The organism is Rhizobium sp. SU303, from assembly GCF_021052345.1.
GTDB classification, from domain to species: Bacteria; Pseudomonadota; Alphaproteobacteria; order Rhizobiales; family Rhizobiaceae; genus Rhizobium; species Rhizobium laguerreae.
Map to the genome: position 1 here is coordinate 279,537 of NZ_CP088098.1, position 24,716 is coordinate 304,252.

The 24,716-nt window shown below is 61.0% G+C and carries 27 protein-coding genes; 7 read left to right on the plus strand and 20 right to left on the minus strand.

All coding sequences use genetic code 11. The annotated features are described in order from the left end of the window. Positions 1-76: 76 nt before the first annotated feature. From RlegSU303_RS32740 to RlegSU303_RS32755, 4 genes are all read right to left on the minus strand, one after another. Positions 77-898: an ATP-binding cassette domain-containing protein gene (locus tag RlegSU303_RS32740; RefSeq protein ID WP_017958231.1), complete on the minus strand. Its 822-nt coding sequence runs from the start codon at positions 896-898 to the stop codon at positions 77-79. A 10-nt stretch (positions 899-908) separates the two neighbouring features. Further along, entirely contained in the window at positions 909-1,907 is a 999-nt protein-coding gene (locus tag RlegSU303_RS32745) for an ABC transporter permease (protein ID WP_017958232.1), read from the minus strand. A gap of 10 nt (positions 1,908-1,917) precedes the next feature. Then, complete coding sequence (locus RlegSU303_RS32750) at positions 1,918-2,967, minus strand: ABC transporter permease (RefSeq protein WP_131719355.1); 1,050 nt, start codon at positions 2,965-2,967, stop codon at positions 1,918-1,920. A 103-nt stretch (positions 2,968-3,070) separates the two neighbouring features. Next, entirely contained in the window at positions 3,071-4,045 is a 975-nt protein-coding gene (locus RlegSU303_RS32755) for a sugar ABC transporter substrate-binding protein (protein WP_017958234.1), read from the minus strand. A gap of 157 nt (positions 4,046-4,202) precedes the next feature. Here RlegSU303_RS32755 and RlegSU303_RS32760 point away from each other — a divergent pair, with 157 nt between their 5' ends. Further along, positions 4,203-5,237: a LacI family DNA-binding transcriptional regulator gene (locus RlegSU303_RS32760; RefSeq protein ID WP_017958235.1), complete on the plus strand. Its 1,035-nt coding sequence runs from the start codon at positions 4,203-4,205 to the stop codon at positions 5,235-5,237. Between the two features lie 87 nt (positions 5,238-5,324). Here the strand turns inward: RlegSU303_RS32760 and RlegSU303_RS32765 are convergent, their stop codons facing one another. From RlegSU303_RS32765 to RlegSU303_RS32790, 6 genes are all read right to left on the minus strand, one after another. Then, the gene (locus RlegSU303_RS32765; RefSeq protein WP_017958236.1) at positions 5,325-5,999 is read right to left on the minus strand and encodes a 4-carboxy-4-hydroxy-2-oxoadipate aldolase/oxaloacetate decarboxylase; all 675 of its coding nucleotides are present in this window, start codon (positions 5,997-5,999) and stop codon (positions 5,325-5,327) included. Positions 6,000-6,196: 197 nt separating this feature from the next. Further along, positions 6,197-7,033: an ABC transporter substrate-binding protein gene (locus tag RlegSU303_RS32770; protein WP_017958237.1), complete on the minus strand. Its 837-nt coding sequence runs from the start codon at positions 7,031-7,033 to the stop codon at positions 6,197-6,199. A 31-nt stretch (positions 7,034-7,064) separates the two neighbouring features. Beyond that, a complete protein-coding gene (locus RlegSU303_RS32775; protein WP_231284078.1) occupies positions 7,065-7,829 on the minus strand; it encodes an amino acid ABC transporter ATP-binding protein in 765 nt (254 codons plus the stop codon). Further along, positions 7,826-8,584 (minus strand): amino acid ABC transporter permease, encoded by a 759-nt coding sequence (locus tag RlegSU303_RS32780; protein WP_168279654.1) that lies wholly within the window; start codon positions 8,582-8,584, stop codon positions 7,826-7,828. The genes RlegSU303_RS32775 and RlegSU303_RS32780 overlap by 4 nt, the downstream gene beginning before the upstream one ends. Next, a complete protein-coding gene (locus tag RlegSU303_RS32785; protein ID WP_003555457.1) occupies positions 8,581-9,288 on the minus strand; it encodes an amino acid ABC transporter permease in 708 nt (235 codons plus the stop codon). The genes RlegSU303_RS32780 and RlegSU303_RS32785 overlap by 4 nt, the downstream gene beginning before the upstream one ends. Then, a complete protein-coding gene (locus tag RlegSU303_RS32790; protein WP_231284079.1) occupies positions 9,285-10,064 on the minus strand; it encodes an SDR family oxidoreductase in 780 nt (259 codons plus the stop codon). The genes RlegSU303_RS32785 and RlegSU303_RS32790 overlap by 4 nt, the downstream gene beginning before the upstream one ends. A gap of 194 nt (positions 10,065-10,258) precedes the next feature. Between RlegSU303_RS32790 and nac the strand changes: the two genes are divergently transcribed. Beyond that, positions 10,259-11,218: a nitrogen assimilation transcriptional regulator NAC gene (gene nac / locus RlegSU303_RS32795; RefSeq protein ID WP_027667339.1), complete on the plus strand. Its 960-nt coding sequence runs from the start codon at positions 10,259-10,261 to the stop codon at positions 11,216-11,218. A 14-nt stretch (positions 11,219-11,232) separates the two neighbouring features. On the opposite strand, the gene RlegSU303_RS32800 is transcribed toward nac, so the two are convergent. The 10 genes from RlegSU303_RS32800 to RlegSU303_RS32845 form a co-directional block, all read right to left on the minus strand. Further along, on the minus strand, positions 11,233-12,435 hold the full coding sequence (locus RlegSU303_RS32800) for a pyridoxal phosphate-dependent aminotransferase (protein WP_231284080.1): 1,203 nt from the start codon (positions 12,433-12,435) through the stop codon (positions 11,233-11,235). Positions 12,436-12,494: 59 nt separating this feature from the next. Then, a complete protein-coding gene (locus RlegSU303_RS32805; RefSeq protein ID WP_131709580.1) occupies positions 12,495-13,262 on the minus strand; it encodes a 5-oxoprolinase subunit PxpA in 768 nt (255 codons plus the stop codon). Between the two features lie 37 nt (positions 13,263-13,299). Continuing rightward, a complete protein-coding gene (locus tag RlegSU303_RS32810) occupies positions 13,300-14,295 on the minus strand; it encodes a 5-oxoprolinase subunit C family protein (RefSeq protein WP_231284081.1) in 996 nt (331 codons plus the stop codon). After that, positions 14,292-14,999, minus strand: a complete 708-nt coding sequence (pxpB, locus tag RlegSU303_RS32815) for a 5-oxoprolinase subunit PxpB (RefSeq protein ID WP_231284082.1) — start codon at positions 14,997-14,999, stop codon at positions 14,292-14,294. The genes RlegSU303_RS32810 and pxpB overlap by 4 nt, the downstream gene beginning before the upstream one ends. Further along, positions 14,996-15,421, minus strand: a complete 426-nt coding sequence (locus RlegSU303_RS32820) for an acetyl-CoA carboxylase biotin carboxyl carrier protein (RefSeq protein ID WP_131620564.1) — start codon at positions 15,419-15,421, stop codon at positions 14,996-14,998. The genes pxpB and RlegSU303_RS32820 overlap by 4 nt, the downstream gene beginning before the upstream one ends. Beyond that, a complete protein-coding gene (accC, locus tag RlegSU303_RS32825; protein ID WP_231284083.1) occupies positions 15,418-16,803 on the minus strand; it encodes an acetyl-CoA carboxylase biotin carboxylase subunit in 1,386 nt (461 codons plus the stop codon). Before accC ends, RlegSU303_RS32820 begins: the two co-directional genes overlap by 4 nt. After that, a complete protein-coding gene (locus RlegSU303_RS32830; RefSeq protein WP_017958250.1) occupies positions 16,803-17,246 on the minus strand; it encodes an acetyl-CoA carboxylase biotin carboxyl carrier protein in 444 nt (147 codons plus the stop codon). Before RlegSU303_RS32830 ends, accC begins: the two co-directional genes overlap by 1 nt. A gap of 163 nt (positions 17,247-17,409) precedes the next feature. Beyond that, entirely contained in the window at positions 17,410-17,700 is a 291-nt protein-coding gene (locus tag RlegSU303_RS32835; protein WP_017958251.1) for a type II toxin-antitoxin system RelE/ParE family toxin, read from the minus strand. Next, entirely contained in the window at positions 17,688-17,966 is a 279-nt protein-coding gene (locus RlegSU303_RS32840; protein WP_017958252.1) for a CopG family ribbon-helix-helix protein, read from the minus strand. The genes RlegSU303_RS32835 and RlegSU303_RS32840 overlap by 13 nt, the downstream gene beginning before the upstream one ends. Before the next feature lie 207 nt (positions 17,967-18,173). After that, a complete protein-coding gene (locus RlegSU303_RS32845; RefSeq protein WP_231284084.1) occupies positions 18,174-19,244 on the minus strand; it encodes a LacI family DNA-binding transcriptional regulator in 1,071 nt (356 codons plus the stop codon). Positions 19,245-19,466: 222 nt separating this feature from the next. Between RlegSU303_RS32845 and RlegSU303_RS32850 the strand changes: the two genes are divergently transcribed. The 5 genes from RlegSU303_RS32850 to RlegSU303_RS32870 all read left to right on the plus strand — a co-directional run bounded on the left by RlegSU303_RS32850 (position 19,467) and on the right by RlegSU303_RS32870 (position 24,676). Beyond that, a complete protein-coding gene (locus RlegSU303_RS32850; protein ID WP_131709585.1) occupies positions 19,467-20,420 on the plus strand; it encodes a sugar phosphate isomerase/epimerase family protein in 954 nt (317 codons plus the stop codon). A 60-nt stretch (positions 20,421-20,480) separates the two neighbouring features. After that, entirely contained in the window at positions 20,481-21,713 is a 1,233-nt protein-coding gene (locus RlegSU303_RS32855) for an ABC transporter substrate-binding protein (RefSeq protein ID WP_231284085.1), read from the plus strand. A gap of 101 nt (positions 21,714-21,814) precedes the next feature. Beyond that, positions 21,815-22,702, plus strand: coding sequence for a carbohydrate ABC transporter permease (locus tag RlegSU303_RS32860; protein ID WP_231284086.1), 888 nt, complete (start codon positions 21,815-21,817; stop codon positions 22,700-22,702). Further along, a complete protein-coding gene (locus RlegSU303_RS32865) occupies positions 22,702-23,586 on the plus strand; it encodes a carbohydrate ABC transporter permease (protein ID WP_231284087.1) in 885 nt (294 codons plus the stop codon). Before RlegSU303_RS32860 ends, RlegSU303_RS32865 begins: the two co-directional genes overlap by 1 nt. Before the next feature lie 7 nt (positions 23,587-23,593). Next, positions 23,594-24,676, plus strand: a complete 1,083-nt coding sequence (locus RlegSU303_RS32870) for an ABC transporter ATP-binding protein (RefSeq protein WP_231284088.1) — start codon at positions 23,594-23,596, stop codon at positions 24,674-24,676. Positions 24,677-24,716 lie beyond the last annotated feature (40 nt).

The window sequence follows — 24,716 nt, forward strand, 5'->3', positions numbered from 1 at the left end:
TTCCCCGGCGGCGATGTTTTCTGGCGCTGCCGGATGTTGTGCGCTTGCGCTGTCTCATTCGTGGTGCCGTCAGCGGTTACTGGGCCGGCGGCGGATGCCCCTCGTGGCTTGCCATGTAAGTGTCGATTTGGGCCTCGAGGTCGGCCATGGTTTCCCCGCCGGCCATCAGGTCGGTAATCTCCTCGCGGGTCTTGTCACCCTTGCGGAAATCAGCGGCGATTGCCCCACGGATGAGCACGGCGAAATGATCACCCACCGCCATCGCATGCATGACCTGGTGGGTGATGAAGATCACCGCCAGACCTCGCCGCTTCGCCTCGTTGACGATCCGCAGCACATGCGCCGCCTGTTTCACGCCGAGAGCTGCGGTTGGTTCGTCGAGGATGAGCACACGCGCCCCGAAATGCACGGCCCGGGCGATCGCAAGCGACTGACGTTCGCCGCCTGAAAGCCCGCCGACGAGACGATCGCCGTCGTCGATGCGGGTGATCCCGAAGTCCTGCACGGCCTTAACTGCGATCTCGTTGGCCTTCCTGCGGTCATAGATTTTGAACGGACCCCAGCCCTTGGTCGGTTCGACGCCGACGAAAAAGGAGCGGCCGATCGACATCAGCGGAAATGTGCCGCCGAATTGATGCACCGTCGAGATGCCCTTTTCCTGCGCATCGCGCGGCCCGCTGAATTCGACCGGCTTTGCGTCCATCAGGATGGTGCCGCGCGTCGGTTTGTGAACGCCCGCAAGCGTCTTGATGAGTGTCGATTTGCCGGCGCCGTTGTCGCCGAGCAGGCAGAGCACCTCGCCGGCACGGACCTTGAGCGAGATGTCGTGCAGGACGTCGATCGGACCGAAGCTCTTGTCGACATTTTGAAGTTCAAGGATCGGAGTATTGTCGGACATTGTTGGATACTCACTTGTTTTTCTTCGGCGCGAAGCTCAACGCCATCTGCCGGAACGTGTCGTTCATCAGAACGGCAGCCATCAACATCACGCCGATGATCAAGTTGGACCAGTTACGGTCGATATCGGTGAAGTAGATGCCCTGGTTGACGACGGCGAAGGTCAGCGCGCCGAGAAAGATCCCGGCGACCGAACCGAAGCCGCCTGTGAGCAGCACGCCGCCCACCACGATCGAGACGACCGTATTGAAGATGTAGTTCATGCCGCCCGAAACCTGCGCGGAATTGAACAGGATGGCGCCGCACATTCCGACGAAAGAGGCGGCCGTGCTCGATAGAACGAAGAGAACGATCCTGACCCGGTCGGTCGGGATGCCGGCATTGCGCGCACTGACCTCGTCTCCTCCCATCGCAAAAATCCAATTGCCGTAGCGCGTCGCGTGAAGCACGAAAGCAAAGACCACCGTCAGCGCGAGCCACCAAAGGATGATCACCTGGAATTTGTCCTGGATGAGGTCACCGAATGCCGTCTTGGCCCAGGCCGGCGCATTGAGCGGAACCGAAGCGGCCCCGGTCAGAATGACCGATCCAGCAAGAACCAGACCCTGCACTGCAACCAACGTGCCCAATGTGATGATCAGCGAGGGAACGCTCGTGCGGACCGCCAGGAAACCGTTGACCAGCCCCACGAGAACGCCGATTGCAAGCGCCCCAAATATGCCGATGACGATCGGTAACTCGTAATAGCCCGAGAGGATGGCGATCGACATCGAGCCCGCCGGGATCATCGCACCGATTGAGATATCGAGTTCGCCGGCGATCATCAGAAGGCCGACAGGCAAGGCGACGATGCCGAGATTGGCCGCGAAGTTGACCCAGCTTGCCGCGCCGAAGAGCGTGCCGAGACTCACTCCGCCGAAGGCGACATAGAAAGCAATCACCGCGACGAAGCTCAACACGGCGCCGAATTCCGGGCGGCGTATAAATAGTCCAATGGAAAAACCGCTCATCTTTCCGCCCTCACTTCTTCTTTTTCGCCGCGTAGGACGTCGCCATCAGCCGGAACTTGTCATTCATCATCACGGCGAGCAGCAGGAGCGCCCCGATGATGACGCTGCCGAGGTTCGGGTCGATTCCGGTGAAATAGATGCCCTGGTTCACGATCGCGAAGGTGAGCGTACCGATGACAATACCCACCACCGATCCGGTGCCTCCGGTCAGAAGCACACCGCCAATGACCACGCACATGATCGAATTGAAGATGAACGACTGCCCACCCAGCACCTGCGCACTTTGGTAGACAAGCACCTGGCTGACACCGACGAAAGCCGCAGAAAAGCCCGACAGCATGTAAAGCGCGATGGTCAGCCTTTCCGTCGGAATGCCGGCGTTGCGGGCCGAGACCTTGTCGCCACCCAGAGCGAAGATCCAGTTGCCCACCGGCGAAATGTGCAGCAGCCAGAAGAACGCCGCTACGAACAGGATCCACCAGAAGATCGTCACTTGGAACATGCCGCCGATGAAATCGCCGAGGATCGCTTTGACGGCCGGGCTCGGCACGAGTGACACGCCGGTGCTGCCGGCGATGAGCACGGTGAAACCCAGCGTCAATCCCATGACGCCGAACATCGAACCGATGGTGACAATCAAAGAAGGGACGCGTGTGCGATTGACCAGGTAACCGTTGAAAAGCCCGACGATGAGCCCGACGCCGAGGCCGGCGGAAATCCCCACAATCTCGGGGAGGCCGTAATGGCCGGATATGATCGCCATCGTCAGAGATGCTGCCGGAATCACCGCCCCGATCGAGAGGTCCATTTCGCCTGCGATCATCAACAGCCCGATTGGCAGCGCGACGATGCCGATTTCGGCGGCGACGTTCAGCCAGCTGGCATAGCCCGCAGAGGACAGGAAGACATTGCCGCCCGCCAGGCCGAAGAAGACGAATACTGCTATCAAGCCCAACAACGCTCCCGCTTCAGGGCGGCGGGAAAGCTGACCGATGGTGGCTTTGATATTTTGGCCGCCTGAAGGAGCGGAGGAGGCAAGGACACTGTTTCTCGTGTTCATTTGATACCACCAATGAAGCCGATGACCGGTAACGGTCGACGCTTTCGGAAGACGCGAAGCTGCCTGCGTGAGGGGCAGGCAGCTTCACGACGCCCAGCGAAGCTCAGCGGGCGCCAGCCTTCACACCCGCCAAGGTGGCGTCTACGTTCGAAGCGTCGATGACGCCGGGGCCGGTCAGGATTTCCCGGGTCGGCACGGTAAGCCCATAGTTGACTTTACCGTTGAGGATCGAGACCGCGAGGTAGCCCTGCAGGTAACCCTGCTGGTCGACCGCGCAAAGCTGGGTGCCGCTCTTGATGTTGTTCAGGATGGTCTCATCCATGTTCATGCCGCAGACCTTCACCTGACCCTGCTTGCCGGCTTGCGTCACACCGTTGACCGCCGAATTCGTGTCGACGTTGCCGATCGCGAACACGGCATTGATCTCCGGATGCTGCAGAAGATGCGCCTTCAGCGCCTGCGCAACGGCGGTTGCCGAACCGAAGGAGGTTGCGGGAAGCGGCAGAGACGAGCCTGCGCCGCCACCTTCCGTTACACCCTCGATCATGCCTTTGCAGAAAGCTTCGATATTTGCCGCGCCAGGCAAAGTGTTGAGGCAAACGGCGTTCTTCAATTCATGCTTGGCGAAATAGGTGCCTGCAGCCTTGCCGGACAGATAGTCGTTGGAGCCAACATAGTTCATCGCACCGAGACGGTCGGCAGCTTCGATGCCGCCGGCATTATAGATGACGAGCGGAATTTTCTTGTCGACGACCGCTTTGAAGGCCGGATCCATTGCTTCCGGCACCCAGTCCGGACCAACGATCGCATCGGCGCCCTGGTCGATAGCCTGACGGATCAGTTCAGCCGCATCGACACCGAGATTGTCGTAGTTCTGAGGCCCGAGCCAGACGACCTTGCCGCCCTGCGCCTCCACGACCTTGCCGGCATCCTCGGCACCACGCTTGACGATCGACCAGAAGGGATCGTCCGGCTTGCCGCCCACGACGAAAATGTTGGCGGCCAGAACGGCCGTTGCAGCGCAGGTCAAAATGGCGGCAGCCGATACGGTTGCCGCGAGGCGGCGAAATTTAGTCATCTCAATGTCCTCCCTTGGTCCGCCTCCCTGGCAGGACCGTGAGGAGAAACATATCACCGCTTGAAATTCCAGAAATGCCAAATCATACTAAACATGTAAAAAGTATCATGCTATATCACTCACAATGATACGAACGCGGTGACGATGGGGGAACAATATGCGTCGGCCGACCATCTCCGATCTTGCTAAAGAGGCGGAAGTCTCCATTGCAACCGTCAACAGAATTCTTGGCGGAAGCGCCTCCGTCAAAGGCACGACAGTGCAGCGCGTCCAGGCCGCCGCAGAACGGATCGGCTTTTACGGCGCCGGCGCAATCGAGGACCGGCTGCGCAAGTCGGTGCCGAAGTATCGGCTCGGCTTTCTGCTGCAGCAATCCAGCCGTGAACTCTATCAGCTCTTCGGCAAGAAAATCGTCGAGGCCTGCCGCGCGAGGCGTGATGAAGTCGTCGACCCTGTCATCGACTTCGTCGATCTGCTGACGCCGGAGAATATCGCCGGCCGGCTCAAGGCGCTCGGTGCAAACTGTGACGCCGTCGCGGTGATCGCCGCGGATCACCCGGTGATCGCCCAGGCCATCCGCGAGCTGCATGAGAAGGGTAAGCCGGTCATCGCCTATATTACCGACCAGTCGGCCCGAGAACGGGCCGCTTACGTCGGTGCAGACAATTGGAAAATGGGACGAACGGCGGCGTGGTTTATCTCGCAAATGACCCACGGGCCAGGGCGCATTGCCGTCTTCATCGGCAACCACCGCTACCAATGTCAGGATGTCTCCGATGCAAGCTTCCGCTCCTACGTGCGCGAACATGCGCCGCATCTGACCATTGAGGACAGCCGCCCCACCCATGAGGAGCCGAACGAGGCCTATCGGATGGTCAAGGAATTGTTGGCGACGACAGATGACCTCACGGGCATCCTAATTGTCGGTGGCGGCATCTCCGGGGTCTTGCGGGCACTCAGAGAAGTTCCTCATGAGCGCCGCCGAAACATCCGTCTCGTTTGCCGGGATATTGGACCGGAGACACGAATAGGTCTGTCAGAAGGGATGATTACCGCAGCTCTCTGTCATCCGCTGGAACAGACGTCTGCGGTTCTGGTGCAGACGATGATCGAGACGATCATGCAGGGCGCATCGGGCAGCACGATTCAGCGCACCATTGCCTTCGAAATCGTGACACCAGAGAACATCTGAGAACCGGTTTTCTTCACCAGTGGGTAACCGGTCGCCATGGCCGCGACCGGAACGGCCAGCTTATAAGGGTGTGGCCTGGCGGTCGTCTCAGATGTTGACGACGAGGCCCTTGGCTTTCAGCACCGGTTCCAGATTGCTGACCTCGATGACCGATTTGCCCTGCTTATAGGCCGCGATATAGCCGGCCTCGGCATCTTCGCGAGCCTGCGACAGCCTGGCGACTTCCTGCGCCTCCTGCCGGCGCACGACCACAAGGCCGTCAGCATCGCCGGCAATAATGTCGCCGGGATGGATGATTTCGCCGCCGACGATGATCGTGTCGTTCACCGCCGCGATGGTTTCCTTTACCGTTCCCTTGATGCAGACGCTGAGCGAGAAGACTGGAAAGCCAAGTTCCCTCAGCTGAAGCGTGTCGCGCACGCCGGTGTCGGTCACGAGACCGCCGATGCCCTTTGCCAGGCAGGCGTTGGCGAGGACATCGCCGAAGGATCCGGCTTCCTCGTATTCGCCGGCCGATACGACGATGATATCGCCCGGCTTTGCGTAGTTGATGGCAAGCTGCAGCATGATGTTGTCACGCGGCGCGCATTTCACCGTAAAGGCCGGGCCGCACAGTTTCATGCGGTAGTCGACGGGCTTCAGGCGGGCGGAAAGGGCTCCGCGGCGTCCTTGAGCTTCGTGGATCGTCGCGGGCGAAAATTTGGAAACGGCGTCGATATCGGCTTTGCTTGGCCGTTCGGCAATATCTTTAATATGGATCATGGATGCCTCCCATCGTTGGCCGACGGCGGGCATGTCCCGCCGTCTGATTTCGTTTGGATATCGTCATTGGAAGACGCCGAGGTCCTAGATCCGGATGATTTTAGGCCGGATCGGCCTAAAATCTGAATCCGTATCTAAGTCAAAGAAATAGAGCATGATGTCGTCCGAAAACCGCTCACACTTTTCGGCATCATGCTCTAAGGGATCGGGTCGAACTTCAGCTCCGAGAGCGATACGACCTTATCGGTGCGCGTCATCTTGTATTCGGTATCCGCGCCGAGCCACTTGTCCCAGATCTTGTTGATCTCGCCCGATGTGTCGAGCTTGCGAAGAATCTCGTTGATCTTGGCGGTCAGCGCCGGCTGATCCTTGGCCATGCCGATGCCGATCGGCTGGTACAGCATCGGCTCCTCGATCATCCGCATTTCCTTGCCCTTGCTCTTCGATTCATTGACGAACTTGGTCGTCGTCATGGTGTTGGCCACCATGCCGCGCGCCTTGCCCTGCTGGACGGCGAGATAGGCCGAGGCGGTATCCTGGAAGGTCAGCGGATCGGATTTGTTGAGCTTGATCGACATCTCGGAGGTCGAACCCTTGGTCGAAGCGATGCGCTGGCCTGCGTAGTCGGCCTTCTTCTTGCCGGCATCGTCAGCCGGCACGATCAGCATTTCCTTGGCGAGATAATAGGGATCGCTGAACTGGATCTGCTCGGCGCGGCTGAGAGTATAGGCAAGGTTGGCAACGGTGATGTCGACGCGGCCGAGCTTGACCTCGGGCACGCGCGCCTCGACCGAAACCGGCTTGATCTCGGCCTTGACGCCCAATTCCTTGGCGATGGCGCCGCAGAGATCGACGTCGAAACCGGCCATTTCGCGGGTCTTCGGATCGGGCGAAGCGAAGGGAGGAACGTCGGCGAACGTCGCGCAGCGCAGGGTTTTCGCCGACATGATGTTGTCGAGCTGATCGGCTTGTGCGGGCACGGCGGCCGCCATGCCGGCAAATGCGACGGTGAGGGTTAGGCATTTCCAGTTCATTGCTGTTCTCCTTTGTTTTTGGTGGTTGGTATCAATGCCTGAGATCAGCGAGGAAACGCTGAGCCCGGGGATGGCGTGGATTGCTGAAGAATTCCTCGGGGGTCGCCATTTCGAGGATCTGGCCGGCATCGATGAACCAGACCCGATCCGCGACGTCGCGCGCGAAACCCATTTCGTGGGTGACGCAGAGCATGGTCATGCCTTCGGACGCTAAGCTCTTCATGACGGCCAACACTTCGCCGACCATTTCAGGATCGAGCGCGCTGGTCGGCTCGTCGAACAGCATCACCGGCGGTTCCATGGCAAGGGCGCGGGCGATTGCCACCCGCTGCTGCTGGCCGCCCGAGAGTTGACCGGGATAGGCCCGGGCCTTGTCGGCGAGACCGACCCGATCGAGAAGCTTGAGGGCCTTGTCCTCAGCAACATCAGGCGCCACGCCTTTCACCCGGATCGGCGACATCGAGACGTTTTCGACGACCGACAGGTGCGGAAACAGGTTGAAGTTCTGAAATACGAAGCCGATCCGGCTGCGCAGCGCATTGAGTTCCTTTGCCCGCATGGCGGCGTGGATGTTTTGCCCGTCGAGCGTGATCGATCCGCTGTTGATCTCCTCTAGGCGATTGATCGTGCGGATCAGCGTCGATTTTCCCGAACCGGACGGCCCGCAGATGACCACGACTTCGCCGCGCGTCACCTCCGCATCAATGTCCTTCAGGACCGGATAGTCGCCGTAGCTCTTGCAAACCTGCGAAAGCCGGATCGTCTGCAATTCCTGTGCTGAAACTGACATGGTCATAGCTGCTCCGATATGATTTTCGATGGCGCGACCAAGGCAGCAGAGGGAAGGCTGGAAAGTCCCGCACGCCGCCGCGTGATGCTCCGCTCGAGGCGATTTGCGAAGTAGGTGAGCGTCCAGCAGATGGCGAAGTAGACGATCGCCAGAATGAGGAAGACCTGGAAAGGCTGCGTCAGGAGCTGGTTGTTGACCTGGCTTGCGGCAAAGGTCAGGTCTGGCACGTTGATCACGTAGCCGAGCGTCGTGTCCTTGATCGTCGAGACGAAGGTGGAGATGATGCTCGGGATCATGTTGTAGAGCGCCTGCGGCAGGATGATGAAGCGCATCGCACCTAAATAACCGTGGCCAAGCGCACGCCCTGCGTCCATCTGGCCCGGTCCGAGCGCAACGATGCCGGCACGGACGACTTCGCTCAGGAACGCGCTTTGATAGATCACGAGCGTCGTCAGCATCGTCACGAAGCTCGGCACATCGGCGCCGGTCAGCAGCGGAACGAGGAAATAGCTCCACAGGATGAGCATCAAGAGCGGCACGCCCCTGGTGAAATAGACCAGTGCGGTGACCGGCCAGCGCAGCAGCGGCGACCTGGAGAGCCGCGCCAATGCGAACAGGATGCTGACCGGAAAGGCGAGAGCGATGCTGAGGGCAGAAAGGATCAGCGTGTTGGCGAGCCCGCCAAGCGGCCCGTTCGGATATTGGCCGATCAGCAGCAGCAGCCAGTAGTCTTGGACGATGGCGATCATATCGTGGATCATGCTCGCGCACTCCTGGCAGGATCGGTGCGCATCGACAGATAGGCGCCGATGCTCATGATCACGAGCGAGAAGAAGAGGTAGAGAACCGTGCCGATCAGGTAGATCTCGAAGGTCCGGAAGCTGAGGTTCTCGATTTCCTTGACGGCATGCGTCAGTTCCGAGGCTCCGATGACGACAGCGAGACTGCTGTTCTTGAACAGGGAAACGCTGTGATTGATGAGCGGCGGCAGCGCGTTGCGCACCCCCTGCGGCATGATGACGAAACGCATCGCCGAGACATAGCCGTGGCCAAGCGCGCGGGCTGCCTGCATTTGGCCGGGACTGACTGAGCGCACGCCGGAACGAAGATCTTCGCTGAAATAGGCCGCCTGGCAGAGACCGAGCCCGATCACCGCGAAGATGGCCTCGGCATTATGGACGGCCAGCCATTCGGCTACTCCGCTTGGCATCAGGGTGAAAATCCCGAAATACCACAGCATCAGCTGAACCAGGGTGGGGACGTTCCGGTGGTAAGAGACGTAAGCAGCGACTAACGGATCGCCGAAACGAAAGGGTGACAAACGCAAGGCCAGCAGCAGAAGTGCCAGCGCCATCGCCATAGACCAGGAGCCGGCATAGATGATGAATGTCATCTCGATGCCATGCAGCAGCATGGCCGTATATTCGGGATTTCCGAGGATTGCCGAAAGGTCGAAACCGCTCACGGGTTTGGCTCCCCGGATTGATCCGGCTTCGCCGAAGGCTGGGGCTTTGCCGTCTGTAGCCCGCCCATGACCTGCAGTGTCGGGGTGATCTCCATATGCCCGATGTTGACGGCGACGGGGGCTGCTATGGCGAAGGCAATCGCGTCGGCGATATCGGCCGCCTGCGGCAGTTCGAAGCCGTCGATGAACCTTTCGCGGATGCTGGGGTCATCGCCGTGGACGTGATTGAAAATGTCAGTGGCGACCCGGCCGGGGCAGATTTCCGTGACCCGTACCCGCTTGCCGAAAGCGTCGATGCGCAGCTGGTTGGACAGCATGCTCACCCCTGCCTTGGTGGCGTGATAGGATGAGTTGCCGCCGAAATTGTAGGCGCCGGCAATCGACGAAATGTTGATGACATGTCCGCAGTCGCGCGCCACCATGCCGGGCACGACCATGCGGCAGATGTGCAGGACCGCCCGGAGATTGACGTCGACGAGGAGATCGATATCGCCGTCCTCGGCTTCCAGGAATTTCTTCGGCCGGTCGACACCGGCATTGTTGACGAGAATGTCGAACTCCACCCGACGGGTGAGCTCGGCCATGGCCTGACGGTCGGTCACGTCGATGACGTGGGCGACGCAGCCCGTCTGCGCAGCCAGCTGCTGCAGTGCGTCGGCGCTGCGGGCAACCGCATGGACCTCGATGTTCTCCCGGCGGAACCGCTCCACCACGGCTGCGCCGATACCGGAGGATGCGCCGGTCACCAGTGCGGTCTTGTAGTCGGAGAATGGCATTGTCGTTCCCTTGTTGTTGATCGAGACAGTAGCGAAGCTTAAACCCCTTGCCTAAGACCGATTATCTCTGGAGCAATAAGCAACGGTTATGGAGCCGGCGCAGGCTGCTGAAGAAGAGAAAGGGCTGATGCCGGGCACCACCTTGCGGCGTCCAGGCCTGAGGAAAGCAGCGACGGCGTCGCGTTGCAAAAGCAATGCGTGTCTGCAAACATGTAAGCCGCGCAGATCAGAACGGTACCCCGATCCTCATGGACATCAGACGCCTCAAATCTTTCATCGTGATCGTCGACAGCGGCAGCATCACGCGAGCGGCGGACCTTTTGCATATCGCCCAGCCGGCGCTCAGCCAGCAGCTTGCGGCACTGGAGGAGCATTTCGGCCACAAGCTGCTGATCCGCAGCCAGCAGGGCGTCAGCATGACCGATGCAGGACACGCGGTGTATCGCCATGCGCAGATTATTCTTCGGCAGATGGAGCAGGCGCAAGCGGATGCATCCGCAGCCGGCAATTCGCTTGCCGGGCGTGTGTCCGTCGGTCTCGTGCCTTTCAGCAGTGCGGCCACGCTGTCGGTCGACCTCCTGGCGGAGACCCGCAAACGGCATCCCGGTATCCTGCTGCACCTGACCGAAAGCGTCGGCCAGACCTATAGCCAGATGATCATGAACGGCCGGCTGGAGATGGCGCTTCTCCACGGAACCGGACCGATCAAGGGTGTCCGGTTCGAGCCGATCCTCAGCGAAGAGTTTTTCCTTGTCGCGCATCGGGACTTTGCGATCGAAGCGGATGCGAAGCCCGTTCCGGTCAATGCTCTCGACGGAATACCGCTGCTGTTGCCGCCGGCCTATAATTTCGTTCGCCGGGCGGTCGATACCGCCTTCACGCGCACCCGCACCAATTTGAAAGTCGTGGCGGAAGTCGAGATCGTCCGGACGCTGGCCCGCGCGGTGGGCAGCGGCCTCGGCGCGACGATCATGCCGAAAGCCATCGCCGACCGCATCGTATCGGAATCGAGTGAGCCGCTGATCTGCCGGCTCGTCTCGCCGCGGATCGAAGAAACCCTGTCGCTGTGCGTTTCCGACCAGAATCCCCTATCGGAACCGGCCCTTGCCGTCCGGGACATCCTTCTTGAGTTGACCGCGCGCTTGAAAAACTAAAAGCTCGCTGCCGATCAGCGCATATCCTTACAAAACTGAGCTATGCGCGCGCAGCCTTCGCCGAGTTTCTCCATGCTGGTGGCGTAGGAAATACGGAAAAAGGGGCTCATTCCGTAAGCCGCTCCATGCACGGTCGCGACATGATGCTCTTCGACGAGCGCCATGACGAAATCGACGTCGGTCTCGATCTTTCGCCCGCCCTTGCTGGTCTTGCCGATCAGCCCGGAAATGTTGGGATAGATGTAGAAGGCGCCTTCGGGCCGATGGCAGCGCAGCCCTTCCACCTCAGACAATCTGTCGAGAACGAAGTCGCGTCTTTCCTTGTAGATCGCCGCACGCTCCTTCAACAGATCCTGAGGCCCGTCCAGCGCCGAGGTCGCCGCAGCCTGCGTCAGCGTCGCGATGCCGCCGCCATTCTGTCCGTTGACGTTGCTGACGGCGGCGATCAAGTCTTTCGGCCCGGCGCAGAAGCCGAGCCGCCAGCCTGTCATCGCGTAAGCCTTGGAGACGCCGTTCATCGTCAGGACGCGCTCATAGAGCCTGGGCTCGACTTCGGCGATCGTGCAGAACTGGAAGTCGTCATAGACTAGGTGTTCGTAGATATCGTCGGTCATGATCCAGACATTGGGATGACGCAGCATGACCTCGGCAATGGCAGCCATCTCCGCCCGGGAGCAGGCGGCTCCGGTCGGGTTGTTCGGAAAATTAAGGAAGAGCCATTTGGTGCGCGGCGTGATCGCCGCCTCCAGATCCTCGGAACGCAGCTTGAATCCGTTCTGCTCGTGGCAGGGGACGGCGACCGGGACGCCGCCGGCGAATTTGACGATATCCGCATAGCTGACCCAGGAGGGTGTCGGAATGACAACCTCGTCGCCCGGATTGCAGGTCGCCAGCATGGCATTGAAGATCACCTGCTTGCCGCCGCCCGAGACGACGATCTGGCTGGCATCATAGTCGAGATTATTGTCTCGCTTGAACTTCCTGATGATGGCAGATTTGAGCGCCGGCGTTCCGTCCATTGGAGGATACTTCGTATCGCCGGCAAGTGCTGCCGCATGAGCCGCCTCGATCGCGTGCGCCGGAGTGGGGAAATCCGGCTCGCCGGACGAGAGGCTGACGACCTTGATCCCCTTGGCGGCCAGTTCTCTGGCGCGTTGGGTCATGGCGGCGGATGCGGATATGGAGACGTTTTTCAGGCGGTCAGCGATGACGGACATCGACATGGTCCTTCGATGAGGTTGAAATGGGAAACCGCCCTTGGGCGATCAGGATTGCGTCAGTCGGCGAGTTCGGCGGCAGGCGCGAGCGCAGCACCCGTGGCTTCGATCTCGCCGCGCACGATGCCGGCAAGCTCCAAGGCGCCGGGTGTGTCGCTATGGACGAGGATAGAGCGGGCCGGCATTGCGATCACGGCTCCGTCGATCGTCTCGACGGTTCCTTCGAGGAGGAATTGCCGGACACGCGCACGCACCGAGGCTTCGTCCTTGATGACGGCGCCGGCGAGCCCGCGCGCGACGAGGTTGCCGCCGACGTCATAGGCCCGGTCGGCAAGGAAAAGCGCCAGGGTTTTCAAGCGCGCACGTTTGGCCGCCTGCTGGATCTCGCTGCCATGGGTGACGAAGACGACGAGGCCGGCATCCACGGTGGCGATCGCATCCATCATCAGGTCGGCCAGCACAGGATCGCGGTTGACCATATTGCCCATGGCTGCATGGAAGCTGATATGGGAGACAGTGACACCCTCGGCTTTGGCGATCGCCATCAGGGCGCCGAGCTGATAGAGCAACTGCTGGCGAAGCTCGTCTGCCTGAAACGCTATTTCGCGCCGGCCGAACCCCAGCCGGTCGGGCAAGCCCGGATGCGCGCCGATGCCGACGCCGTTCAGTTTCGCAAGCCGGACCATGCGCCCCATGATCTCGGGGTCGCCGCCATGGAAACCGCAGGCGATGTTGGCCGACGAGACGAGTTTCATCATTGCGTCGTCGTCGCACAGCCGGTAGGGACCAAATCCTTCGCCCATGTCGGAATTCAGATCGATCTTCATCGGTTCCTCCTTTTGACGGCCTTTTGGACGACATGCATTAGGCCATCGCCTTCAGGGCGCGCTTGACCATCCGGGATGTCTGCCTGACGTCCTCGACATAGCGGGCGACAGCTTGTTCCACCCTGCGCGCCTCCGCATGTGTCGAGCGAATGAACTTCAGGCGGGCGCCGATGCGGGCTTGGCCGAGCCGCCAGAGATCGCATTCGATCACGCCGGCGATCTTCGGATAGCCGCCGGCGGTGTTGGCATCGCTCATCTGCACGATCGGTTCGCCGCCGGGCGGAACCTGGATCACGCCGGGCACGACGCCGTGGGAGCGCATCTCGATGAACGCCGTCGGCGTGATGGGCTCGCCGGACAGGCGGTAGCCCGTCCGGTCGCTTCGGGAGGAAATCCTCCAGGTCTGGCTCCAGAAGGCTTCGCCATCGCCTGCGAAAAGATCGTGCTCGCCGGCCGACAGGGCGCGGATCGGCAGCGTGCCGTCGACCGCTGCCGGGAAGACATCGCGCAGTGCCACGGCCGGTTCGACGACGGCAAGACCCGAGGCCGGCAGCATGACCATTTCTGCGTCCTCGCCGACCGCGATCCGATCGCCCTTCGCAAGAGGTCGGCCGGCATTGCCCCCGAAACCGCCGCGGAGCGACGTGCTTCGCGAGCCCATGACGACGGGCACATCCAGCCCGCCTCCGACCGAGATATAGGAGCGCGCAAGCCGCGGGGGCTGCTTCAGTTCGAGAACCTGTCCGGGCTCCGCGAGGTAGGCGCACCAGGAAAGCAGTTCCGATCCGTTGAGATGAGGATTGCCGTCTGCACCGGTAACGGCAAACACCATGCGCTTGTCGAAACGCAGGCTGAACGGGAAGGTCTGCACCTCTATCGCGGCGGCATTTTCGTCATTGCCGACGAGAATGTTGCCGATCCGGACCGCAAGCGGATCCATCGCGCCGCTCGCCGATACGCCGATGTCGCGATAGCCGGGGCGGCCAAGATCCTGCACCGTATTGAACGGGCCGCTTTCCAAGATCTCGATCATAGCTCAATCCCTGCCGGCAGGAACCGCACCGTATCTCCCGGCGCCATCATGGCGGGGGTCGGTGACGTGGGGTCAAACATCTCAAGCGTCGCGAAGCCGATGGAATTCCAGCCATTCGGACCTGTGAGCATGGCGACGCCGGTCTGCATGCCGCCGATGGTCACGCAGCCCTTCGGCATTTTCAGCGAGGGCACGGTCTTTCGCGGCATGTAGATGCGCGGATCGAGACCGTGCAGATAACCGAAACCGGGCGCGCTGCCCAAGGCGAAGACACGGTAGGTCGCTTCATGATGGATGCGGACGACCTCGCGGTCGCTCAAGCCCGAGAGATCGCAAAGGGCCGGCAGATCCGTCGCATATTCGCCGCCATAATGGACGGGGATCTCGATGGTCTTGCCCTTGAGATCGATGCTGCGGGCATTCTCCCATGCCTCAAGCAGCCGGGAGACCACCGCATCAGGATCTTCGGGCGTCTCCTTGAAGATCACCAGCAGATTGGTCATGCCCGGAATGTTTTCCGCAAGGTCCGCCCAGTCTTTCACGGTCTGGGACAGAGCCCAGATCCGCCGCTGCGCGACGAGATCGAAGTCGCCTGGCGCCTCGAGTAGGAAGGATCTGGCACCGATCGAGGAAACGCGCGCCAGGCTTTTGGTGGCCGGAACGATTTCGCGTTGCGATGCATGTCTGTTCGTCGTGGCGATCATGATGGGAGCTCGATTTCGAACAGAGGATCACCGAAGCCGACCAGCGCTCCGGGCTCGGCGAGCAGCCTGGTCAAAATACCGGAGCGGCCGGCGCGAAGAGGAAGCAGGATATGCCCTACCCCAACGAAGCCGACGATATCCGCATCGGATACGGAGCGCGGCAGTTTTTGCGGGAGGGCGGAAGCGGCCGGGTGCTCGACGCAGAAGCGGCCGGCCATCGGCGCCTTTACGACGGCGGATGCTGAGCCGGGAGCGTGTGGCGTCGCTCCGGTCGAGCTGATCCGGGCGCCGCCTTTTCCGGCGACGACGATACGAAGCTGTCCGCCCGGCCGGGAGATTTCAAGACCGTCCACACCAGCGGCCGTCAACGCCTCGGTGAGCAATGCGATGGTCGCCGGATCGCTGAAATCGATCGCGCTCATGCCGCCCTCCGCAGCTTCAGCCATTGTTCGAGATAGTGAATGTCCGTCTCGCCGCGCGCGAATGCGCCGTCCTCGAACAGGGCGCGCAGGAAGGAGATATTGGTGGAAATCCCCTCAACCTCAGTGTCGGCAAGAGCCTCGCGCATTCTTGTCATCGCTTCCGCCCGCGTCGGCGCATGGACGATCAACTTGGCGATCAGGGAATCGTAATAGGGCGAGACCTTGTAGCCGGCATGAATATGCGTATCGACACGGATGCCTGGTCCCGCCGGCAACGCCAGATGGGTGACGACACCCGCCGATGGCAGGAAGGTTTCCGGATCCTCGGCGTTGATGCGGCATTCAAAGGAATGGCCTTCGCATGTTACGTCGCCTTGGTTGAGCTCCAGACCGTGACCCTGAGCCGCCCTTATCTGTGCCTGGACGATATCGACACCGCTTGTCAGCTCGGTGACGGGATGCTCGACCTGAAGTCGCGTGTTCATCTCGATGAAATAGAAAGCGCCGTCCTCATAGAGGAACTCGAAGGTTCCGACGCCCCGGTAGCCGATCTGAAGGCAGGCTTGTACGCAAGCCAGGCCGACCGGCTGGATGATGTCGGGTGCGATCCCCGGCGCCGGCGCCTCCTCCACCACTTTCTGATGGCGGCGCTGCATCGAGCAATCCCGGTGTCCTAGCCACACGGCATTGCCGTGATCGTCGCAAATAACCTGTATCTCGATGTGGCGCGGATGCTGGAGGAATTTCTCCATGTAGAGCGAGGGAGAACCGAAGGCCTTGCGAGCCTCTTCCCGCGTCAGAGCGATTGCTTCATGCAACACATCGGCCTTTGGCACGACGCGCATGCCGCGGCCGCCACCGCCGCCGGCTGCCTTGATGATGACGGGATATCCGATTTCCAGTGCTATGTGCTCGATCGTGGCGGGATCGTCGGGCAGTGCGGTGTCCGGACCGGGAACGCAGGGGACGCCGGCCGCGATCATCGCGCGCTTTGCCGAGATCTTGTCGCCCATGGTCGCAATCGATGACGCGGTCGGACCGATGAAGGTCAGCCCCGCTTTTTCGACGGCGTCGGAGAAGGCGGCGTTTTCCGATAGAAAACCGTAACCCGGATGAACGGCGCCCGCACCGGCGAGACGCGCTGCCAGAAGGATGGCATCCTGATTGAGATAGCTCTTGGCGGCAGTCGACGGGCCGATGCACAGAAAACTGTCTGCGGTCTTGCCGTAAGGCGCGTGCCTGTCGGCCTCGGAGCAGATGGCGACCGTCTTCAGGCCGAGTTCGCGACAGGCGCGCTGGATCCGGGCTGCGATCTCGCCGCGATTGGCGATCAGGACGGTATCGAAGCGGCCGGCCGCGGATTGTTCGGGCCTTTCCGGCATCAGGCAATCTCCGCCAGCAGATCGCCGGTCTCGACCTCGGCGTCGTCGACTTCGGTGAGATGCATGATGCGCCCTGACCGCGGCGCAGCGATCGTGTTGAAGACCTTCATTGCCTCGATGATGAAAAGGGTCTGCCCCTCCTCCACCTCGTCGCCGATTGTGACGAATGGCGGTTCGCCGGGCGCCGGGGTCCGGTGCAGAACACCGAAGACGGGCGCCTTCACCGCATAGGAAGTTTTCTCGAGCCTCGACGGTGCATCGGAGCCGGCATCATGGACAACGCTCGTTGTCGATCCTGCCTTTTGCTGGGGCTCGGCAGCAGCCTCCTGACCCTGCGACGTGCGGAAAATCCGAACCGTCACGTCCTTTTCGGTCACGGTCAGCTCGGTAATGTTCGATCGTCCGACAAAGTCGATCAGCGTCTTGATCTTCGAGAGGTCCATATGCGTGCTCTGAATTTCAGAATTCCACCGCGCAGACCTGAAGTTTCAGATCGCCGGGCGTTGTGATTTTCGTAGCACGACGCGCCGACTGATGGGGTCAGACGAAGTTTTGATGGAGTTCAAGCGGCCTTGCTGAAACCTATCGTCGGCAATGGCGCCCGTGTCAGAACCCTGCTTCCTTCTGATGCCGTACGGTTAGGATCGTCAAAATATCGCCATCAATACGATAACGGGCGATGTATCCGCTATCTCCAAAATCGATGAGCCACTCCCGATAGTGCTCGGGCAAGTCCTCGATGAGGCGTCCAATATGGGGATGTGCGCTGAGGACTCTCAAGCCGTTGAGAATAGTTTCGGCTGCTCGCTTTGCGGCCGATGGGTTTTTCAGCCGCAAGAACTCCCGTAGCCGCTCAAGGTCGCGGATTGCGGCGGGGGAGAAGACTACTTGTGGCATTCGGGTGCGGACAACTCGTCGTCAGTTCCCCAAGTCGAAAGCCATTTTTCGACCTCGGCGCCGGTGACATGCAGTCCCGTCGCTTTAAATTCATTCCAGGCGTCAAGCGTCTCCTGTCGCAGCGCCTCACGCTTCTCCTCGCGCTCAACATATTGCGCAATAGCTTCACGCATGATCCAGTGAGACGAGCGGCGGCGAGCTTCGGCCAGTTGCTGAACGCGGCCCTTTAGCTCATCATCGAGCTTGAGCGACGTTGGCGATGCCATGAGACCTCCTTAGTCAAAGGTATTACCCAGCGCTAACTTAGGCTTACCTGCAGTGTTTGTCTATGAATGCGTTCAACGAACGCACAAAGCTTTTCTGACGGATCATGGTCGTTACGAGGCTTCCCGACCGTGAATTAAAGGGTCGGTGACATCACTGACCGCGCAAGCGTTCCCATGTTCCTCTGTGCGTAACCGGTTCCGGCATCGTCAATTCTTCGGAGCAGCGATGCTCTCCCGCAAGATCAGGCTGCTGCGGATGACGGTGCGAACCGCCGCCGTATTCTGCCTCTGGTCAATGGCGTCGAGCAGGAGATCCACCGCCGCACGCCCCATCTCTTCCACCGGCTGCTTGATCGTCGAGAGCGGCGGCGAGCAGAATTCGCAGACGGGGGAGCCGTCGAAGGAGACGACGGACAGATCACCGGGAATACTTAGGCCCGTCCGTTGGATACGGCTGACAAATGAAATGGCCATGTCATCGCTGGTCGCGATGACGGCTGTCGGTTTTTCGATCAACTCGGCGAAATCATCCGCCGCCTGGACCCCAATGTCGAAGCCATGCTGATAATCGAGATGACCACCCGAGCGATGCACCGAGCCCTCTGATAATCCTGCCGCCTCAAGCGCCTCGAGTACGCCGCCATAACGCTCGACATCGTGATAATTGCCTTCAGGCCCCGCAAGATAGAAGAACCGCCGATGACCCAATCGGATCAGTTCGGCCGTGACGTCGCGCACGGCTTCGCGGTCGTTCGTCACGACGCTCTGCAGGCCGACATCGCTCATGTCGAGCAGCATCGACACGATCGGCAGGCCGGAATTGGCCAGCGAGCGCCCGTCAACCTCCGGAAGCTTCGACGACAGGATGATGGCGCCGCGCACGCTGCCGCCGAAAGCGAGGTCCAGAATATGCCGTTCGGAAACTTCATCGCGATCGAGGTTGGCGATCATCAGGTTGTAGCCGCCCTGGATCAGCGATTTATTGATACTCTGCAGCACCTGCGGAATGACCTGGGAAGCACCATAGTAGAGCGATCCCGGCAGAATGATCATGATGATGTTGGATTTGCCGACCCTGAGACCGCGCGCCATGGCGTTCGGGGTGTAGCCCAGTTGCCTGGCTGCGGCATTGATCTTGGCGCGCGTCTTCTCGTTGACCCGTCCGGGATTGGCGAGCGCCCGGCTGACTGTTGATATCGCAACGCCGGCGAGCCGCGCGACATCGGCCATCAACGCGCCCGATGGCTCCTCTCCGACCACATCCTTGTTTTTGTTCATGTTTATTTCATTCTCCCGGATGTTTTGAATTGCAACTCTAAGGCAGGGAGCGATTTATAGCAAACGTTTGCCAAAAATCGCTTGCTTAAAAAACCGGCTTGGCTATTATCTAGCCATGGCAAACGATTGCCATTTCTTAATGCGTTGAAAATCCATGGCTTATTGGATGCGGAACGGCTCTTCCGCACGCGGGTAGGTCATGCCTCGAGAAATGGACAGGTTATGGCTACTGGCGACAGGCTGCGCTTCGGCGTCGATCTCGTGACATTCTTCCATCCCGGCTTTTGGGGCGTCGACAGCCATGATGCGATCGCCGGTTATGCCCGTGCCGAGCCCCGCGCCTTCTGGGACAAGATTCTCGACAGCGTCCAGGCCTCCGGCGTGACCGGCGTCGAGCTGACCTTCTCTCCCTTCAACTGGCAGGACGCGATCAAGACCTACGGTTCCGTCGACGCCTTCGCGGCCGAACTAGCAAGGCGCGGCCTGACGCTGTGCAGCGGCTTCTTCGCGGAACTGGAGGCGGCCGGCGACTTTGCTGAGCCCGAGGCCCAGCGCGCGCTGATCGACAAGGCCGAACGATATGCCGATTTCCTGAAAGCCTGCGGCAGCGACATCATGGTGATCGGCGCGCCCTTACGCCAGACGCTCGGCGCCCAGCCGGTGCAATTCTACGATTTCGACCGCGCCAAGGTGATCGCCGATTTCCTGAACCGGCTCGGCGCGACCCTCTATGCCAGGGGCGTGCGGCTTGCGCTGCACACCGAGGCGCACTCGATCTTTGCCGCCGCGCGCGATGTCGATCTGATGATGCTTCTCACCGATCCGACCTATGTGCACATGTGCCCGGACACGGCCCATATTATCGTGGCCGGCTCCGATCCCGTCCAGCTCGTAGATCGCCATCACGAGCGCATGATCATCGCCCATTGGAAGGATGCGATCGGCCCCATGCCCGCCGACACACCGATCGACAAACATATCCATGAACGCCACCAGCCCTATTTCTGCGGCTTCGGCCTCGGACGGGTCGATTGGCCGGCCTGGATCCGGCTGCTGCGCGACCGGGCCTTTGAAGGCTGGGCGATCCTCGAACTCGATGCCGCGCCCGATCCCGTCCGCGACATCGCCAACGGGCTCACGCTCGTCCGGCAGGCGCTCCTGCCGATCTATCGCTGACTGTCATTCCTAAGACAACAAAAACGCCCCGCAAAGAGGGCATTTTCAAGAGGTGGAACAATGAAGAACATGATGAAGCTTTTTCTTGCCGGCGCAGCAATCGTCGGCCTATCCGCTTCGGCCCATGCTGAGGACAAGCCGACGATCGAGATCATGTCGTCCTGGACGTCGGGCGGCGAAGCGGCGGCCCTCAACGTCATCAAGACCGAGTTCGAAAAGCGCGGCGGCGTCTGGAAGGATTCTTCGATCGCCGGCTTTGGTGCGGCCGATGCCGCCTTCCAGAACCGTATCGTCGCCGGTGACGCGCCCGGCGCTAAGCAGGGCGTCATCGGTCTCGCTGCCGCAGATTTCATCAACCAGGGCCTGTTCAATCCGATCGACGATGTGGCCGCCTCCGGCAAATGGGCCGACGCCCTGCCGAAATCGATCCACGATCTGATCACCTATGGCGGCAAGGTCTACCTTGCGCCGACCGGCGCCCATGGTGAAAGCTGGATCTTCTATTCGAAGGAAGCCTTCGAGAAGGCCGGCATTTCGCAAGAGCCCAAGACCTGGGACGAGCTCTTTGCCGATCTCGACAAGATGAAGGCTGCCGGCATCGTTCCGGTCGCCTGGGGCGGCCAGGCCTGGCAGCAAACCAAGGTCTTCAACATGATCCTGCTCTCGCAGGTCGGGATCGACGGATTCCTGAAGATCTATGTCGATAAGGACAAGAGCCCGGCATCCGTCGAAGGCGTGAAGAAGACCCTTGAGATCCTCGGCAAGCTGCGTGGCTATGTCGACGCGGGTGCAGCCGGCCGCAACTGGAACGACGCCACCGCCATGCTGATCACCGCCAAGGCCGGCGTGCAGTTCATGGGCGACTGGGCCAAGGGCGAATTCACCGTTGCCGGCAAGGAGCCGGGCAAAGACTATGGCTGCATGATCGTGCCGGAGTCGAAGGGCATGGTCTACATCGCCGACGCCCTCTGGTTCCCGAAGACCGGCAAGACTGAGACCGACAAAGCACAGAAACTTCTCGCCGAAGTCGTCATGGACCCGGCTATCCAGGTCGAATTCGCGCTCAAGAAGGGTTCGGTTCCGATGCGCTCCGACGTCGACAAGTCGAAACTGGACGTCTGCGCCCAGAAGGGTGTCGAGCTGATGGCCGCGGGTGCGATCGTGCCGGATCAGGCGATCGTGCTGACGCCCCAGCAGGTCGGCGCGCTTGATGACTTCGTCGACGAATACTGGAGTGGCGGCTCGAACGATGCAGGTGCCGCAGCCGAAAACTTCTTCGCCATCTTCGAGTAGGATAGTACCCGTGGCGTCGGCCTGATCCGACGCCACGGCTGCCGGCTGCCGCCTCATGCAGCGGCCCGAGCCCTGCTTCCACTCCGTCAACGAGCTGGCCGATGTCCATCAAACGCAAGCCCAATCTTTCCGCGACCATCGCCTTGCTGCCGACATGGTTCGTCGCGGTCGTGGTCTTCATCGGCACCATGGCCTGGTCGATCCGGCTGTCCTTCACCAATTCAACGCTTTTTCCGTCCTCGACCTATGTCGGCTTGGCGCAATATTCGAAGCTCTTCGCTTCCGCCAAGTGGCTGGCATCGCTGCAAAACGTGTTGATCTTCGGCGTCCTTTACGTCGCAGGCTGTTTGCTGCTCGGCTTCCTGCTGGCCGCGGCGCTGGATCGCAAGATCCGCTTCGAAAGCGCCTTCAGGACCATATTCCTCTATCCCTACGCCATGTCCTTCGTGGTGACCGGGTTGATCTGGCAATGGATGCTCAATCCGACGCTCGGCATCCAGGCGAGCGTGCGTTCGCTCGGCTGGGAAAGCTTCGTCCTCGACTGGGTGGTCAATCGCGACATGGCGATCTATGCGCTGGTGCTTGCCGGCGTATGGCAGGGCGCGGGGCTCGTCATGGTCATTGCGCTCGCCGGCATGCGCGGCATCGAGGCCGAGCAATGGAAGGCGGCGCGGATCGACGGCATTCCCGTCTGGCGGATCTATGTCTCGATCATCCTTCCGCAGCTCGGGCCGGCGCTGGCCGCGGCCGGCATGCTGCTCGCCATGGGCGTGATCAAGACCTACGACATCGTCGTCGCCATGACCAATGGCGGCCCCGGCAATGCGACGGAGGTGCCGGCGAAATTCATCATGGACAATCTGTTCGGGCGCCAGAACCTCGGCCTTGCCACAGCCGGCGCGACGGTGCTCGTCCTCGGCGTGATCATCGCGGTCGCCCCGTTCCGCTACATCATGCACATGCGTGACAAAGCGAAGGGAGCCGCGTGATGGCCCGTCTTCATCCGAACGGCCCGAAGCCGGCACAGATCACCGCCGGGCGCATCGGCCTCTATGCCTTCCTTTTCATCGCCGCACTTTTCTTCCTTGTGCCTCTCTACACCATGGTCGTCACCTCGCTGAAGTCCATGGACGAAATCCGGCTCGGGCAGATCTTTGCCCTGCCGGCCACGCTCGATTTCTCCGCCTGGGTGACCGCCTGGTCGGGCGCCTGCATGGGAACTGTCTGCGTCGGCATTCGCAGCGGCTTCTGGAATTCGGTGGCGATCACCCTCCCCTCGGTCGCGCTCTCCGTCTTCATCGGCGCCGTCAACGGCTATGCGCTGTCGCTCTGGCGGCCGCGCGGGGCAAACCTGCTCTTCGGCCTGCTGATGGCCGGCGGCCTGATCCCCTACCAGATCTTCCTCTATCCGATGGTCCGGGCGATGGCGAATATCAATCTCTACAATTCGCTCGCCGGTATCATTCTCGTGCATGTCATCTTCGGCCTGCCGCTGGTGACGCTGCTCTTCCGCAATTATTTCGTCAGCGTGCCGGAGGAGCTCTGCAAGGCGGCGCGCGTCGACGGCGCGGGCTTCTGGCGCATCTTTTTCGAGATCATGCTGCCGATTGCCGTGCCGATGGTCGTCGTGGTCTCCATGCTGCAATTCACCGGCATCTGGAACGACTTCCTGCTCGGTCTCGTCTTTGCCGGCCGCGACAATCTGCCAATGACCGTGCAGCTCAACAATATCGTCAACACCACGATGGGCGAGCGAACCTACAATGTGAACATGGCGGCGACGATCCTCACCGCCATCGTTCCGCTTGCCATCTATTTCCTGTCCGGCCGCTGGTTCGTGCGCGGCATCGCGGCCGGCGCAGTCAAGGGGTAACGCTTCCATGCAATCTGCCGTCTCCGTCAAGGACCTGAAGATCGCCTATGGCGACCATACGGTGATCGAGAAGATGTCGGTCGATATCGCGCCGCGGGAGTTCCTGGTGCTGCTCGGCCCTTCCGGCTGCGGCAAGTCCACGCTTTTGAACGCCATTGCCGGTCTCCAGGACATTACATCAGGCGAGGTCTGGATCTCGGGCAAGAATGTCAGCTGGGAGGAGCCGAAGGACCGTGGCATCGGCATGGTTTTCCAGTCCTACGCGCTCTATCCGCGCATGTCGGTCCGCAAGAACCTCTCCTTCGGCCTTCGCGTCGCCGGGCTGCCGAAGGCCGAGATCGAGGCCCGTGTCGCCCGCACCGCCGCCCTCCTCCAGCTCGACAAGCTGCTCGATCGGCGTCCTGCCGAGCTTTCCGGCGGTCAGCGCCAGCGCGTCGCCATCGGCCGGGCGCTGGTGCGTGAAGTGGATGTCTTCCTCTTCGACGAACCACTGTCGAACCTCGACGCCAAGCTGCGCAACGAATTGCGCGTCGAAATCAAGAAGCTGCACCAGCGCCTCGGCAATACCATGATCTACGTCACCCACGACCAGGTCGAGGCCCTGACGCTGGCCGACCGCATCGCCATCATGCGGGACGGGGTGATTCAGCAGCTCGCCTCGCCAGCCGAGATCTACCGCCGTCCGATCAATCTCTTCGTCGCCGGCTTCATCGGCGCTCCTGCGATGAATTTCGTCGAGGGCCGGATCGAGCGCGGCAACGGCGCGCCGGTCTTTAGGAGCAAGGAGCTCGCTGTCGATCTCTCCGGTTATTCCTTCCGGGCGGACGCAGCGGAAGGACCGGCAACGCTCGGCTTTCGCCCGGAACACCTTGTGCTCGATGGCACCACCAGCGGCCTGCCCACCATTCCCGGTCGCGTTTCCGTCGTCGAGCCGATGGGTTCGGACGCCGTCGTCTGGTTCGACTGGGCAGACCAGAGCCTCTCGCTCCGGCTCATGGGCGATGTCACCCTTGAGCCTGGCTATGCTCTGGCTCCCGGGCTCGATATCGCCAAGGCGTCCCTCTTCGGCGCTGACGGATCGCGGCTGTGACGCACCATCCCTTTGTTTTCCCGCAATTCCGGGTGCGTTT

What these genes read in the sequence shown, in the direction of transcription:
- RlegSU303_RS32740 (WP_017958231.1), bottom strand. Translation starts at nt 898, where the DNA reads ATGTCCGACAATACTCCGATCCTTGAACTTCAAAATGTCGACAAGAGC.
- RlegSU303_RS32745 (WP_017958232.1), bottom strand. Translation starts at nt 1,907, where the DNA reads ATGAGCGGTTTTTCCATTGGACTATTTATACGCCGCCCGGAATTCGGC.
- RlegSU303_RS32750 (WP_131719355.1), bottom strand. Translation starts at nt 2,967, where the DNA reads ATGAACACGAGAAACAGTGTCCTTGCCTCCTCCGCTCCTTCAGGCGGC.
- RlegSU303_RS32755 (WP_017958234.1), bottom strand. Translation starts at nt 4,045, where the DNA reads ATGACTAAATTTCGCCGCCTCGCGGCAACCGTATCGGCTGCCGCCATT.
- RlegSU303_RS32760 (WP_017958235.1), top strand. Translation starts at nt 4,203, where the DNA reads ATGCGTCGGCCGACCATCTCCGATCTTGCTAAAGAGGCGGAAGTCTCC.
- RlegSU303_RS32765 (WP_017958236.1), bottom strand. Translation starts at nt 5,999, where the DNA reads ATGATCCATATTAAAGATATTGCCGAACGGCCAAGCAAAGCCGATATC.
- RlegSU303_RS32770 (WP_017958237.1), bottom strand. Translation starts at nt 7,033, where the DNA reads ATGAACTGGAAATGCCTAACCCTCACCGTCGCATTTGCCGGCATGGCG.
- RlegSU303_RS32775 (WP_231284078.1), bottom strand. Translation starts at nt 7,829, where the DNA reads ATGACCATGTCAGTTTCAGCACAGGAATTGCAGACGATCCGGCTTTCG.
- RlegSU303_RS32780 (WP_168279654.1), bottom strand. Translation starts at nt 8,584, where the DNA reads ATGATCCACGATATGATCGCCATCGTCCAAGACTACTGGCTGCTGCTG.
- RlegSU303_RS32790 (WP_231284079.1), bottom strand. Translation starts at nt 10,064, where the DNA reads ATGCCATTCTCCGACTACAAGACCGCACTGGTGACCGGCGCATCCTCC.
- nac (WP_027667339.1), top strand. Translation starts at nt 10,259, where the DNA reads ATGCGTGTCTGCAAACATGTAAGCCGCGCAGATCAGAACGGTACCCCG.
- RlegSU303_RS32800 (WP_231284080.1), bottom strand. Translation starts at nt 12,435, where the DNA reads ATGTCCGTCATCGCTGACCGCCTGAAAAACGTCTCCATATCCGCATCC.
- RlegSU303_RS32805 (WP_131709580.1), bottom strand. Translation starts at nt 13,262, where the DNA reads ATGAAGATCGATCTGAATTCCGACATGGGCGAAGGATTTGGTCCCTAC.
- RlegSU303_RS32810 (WP_231284081.1), bottom strand. Translation starts at nt 14,295, where the DNA reads ATGATCGAGATCTTGGAAAGCGGCCCGTTCAATACGGTGCAGGATCTT.
- pxpB (WP_231284082.1), bottom strand. Translation starts at nt 14,999, where the DNA reads ATGATCGCCACGACGAACAGACATGCATCGCAACGCGAAATCGTTCCG.
- RlegSU303_RS32820 (WP_131620564.1), bottom strand. Translation starts at nt 15,421, where the DNA reads ATGAGCGCGATCGATTTCAGCGATCCGGCGACCATCGCATTGCTCACC.
- accC (WP_231284083.1), bottom strand. Translation starts at nt 16,803, where the DNA reads ATGCCGGAAAGGCCCGAACAATCCGCGGCCGGCCGCTTCGATACCGTC.
- RlegSU303_RS32830 (WP_017958250.1), bottom strand. Translation starts at nt 17,246, where the DNA reads ATGGACCTCTCGAAGATCAAGACGCTGATCGACTTTGTCGGACGATCG.
- RlegSU303_RS32835 (WP_017958251.1), bottom strand. Translation starts at nt 17,700, where the DNA reads ATGCCACAAGTAGTCTTCTCCCCCGCCGCAATCCGCGACCTTGAGCGG.
- RlegSU303_RS32840 (WP_017958252.1), bottom strand. Translation starts at nt 17,966, where the DNA reads ATGGCATCGCCAACGTCGCTCAAGCTCGATGATGAGCTAAAGGGCCGC.
- RlegSU303_RS32845 (WP_231284084.1), bottom strand. Translation starts at nt 19,244, where the DNA reads ATGAACAAAAACAAGGATGTGGTCGGAGAGGAGCCATCGGGCGCGTTG.
- RlegSU303_RS32850 (WP_131709585.1), top strand. Translation starts at nt 19,467, where the DNA reads ATGGCTACTGGCGACAGGCTGCGCTTCGGCGTCGATCTCGTGACATTC.
- RlegSU303_RS32855 (WP_231284085.1), top strand. Translation starts at nt 20,481, where the DNA reads ATGAAGAACATGATGAAGCTTTTTCTTGCCGGCGCAGCAATCGTCGGC.
- RlegSU303_RS32860 (WP_231284086.1), top strand. Translation starts at nt 21,815, where the DNA reads ATGTCCATCAAACGCAAGCCCAATCTTTCCGCGACCATCGCCTTGCTG.
- RlegSU303_RS32865 (WP_231284087.1), top strand. Translation starts at nt 22,702, where the DNA reads ATGGCCCGTCTTCATCCGAACGGCCCGAAGCCGGCACAGATCACCGCC.
- RlegSU303_RS32870 (WP_231284088.1), top strand. Translation starts at nt 23,594, where the DNA reads ATGCAATCTGCCGTCTCCGTCAAGGACCTGAAGATCGCCTATGGCGAC.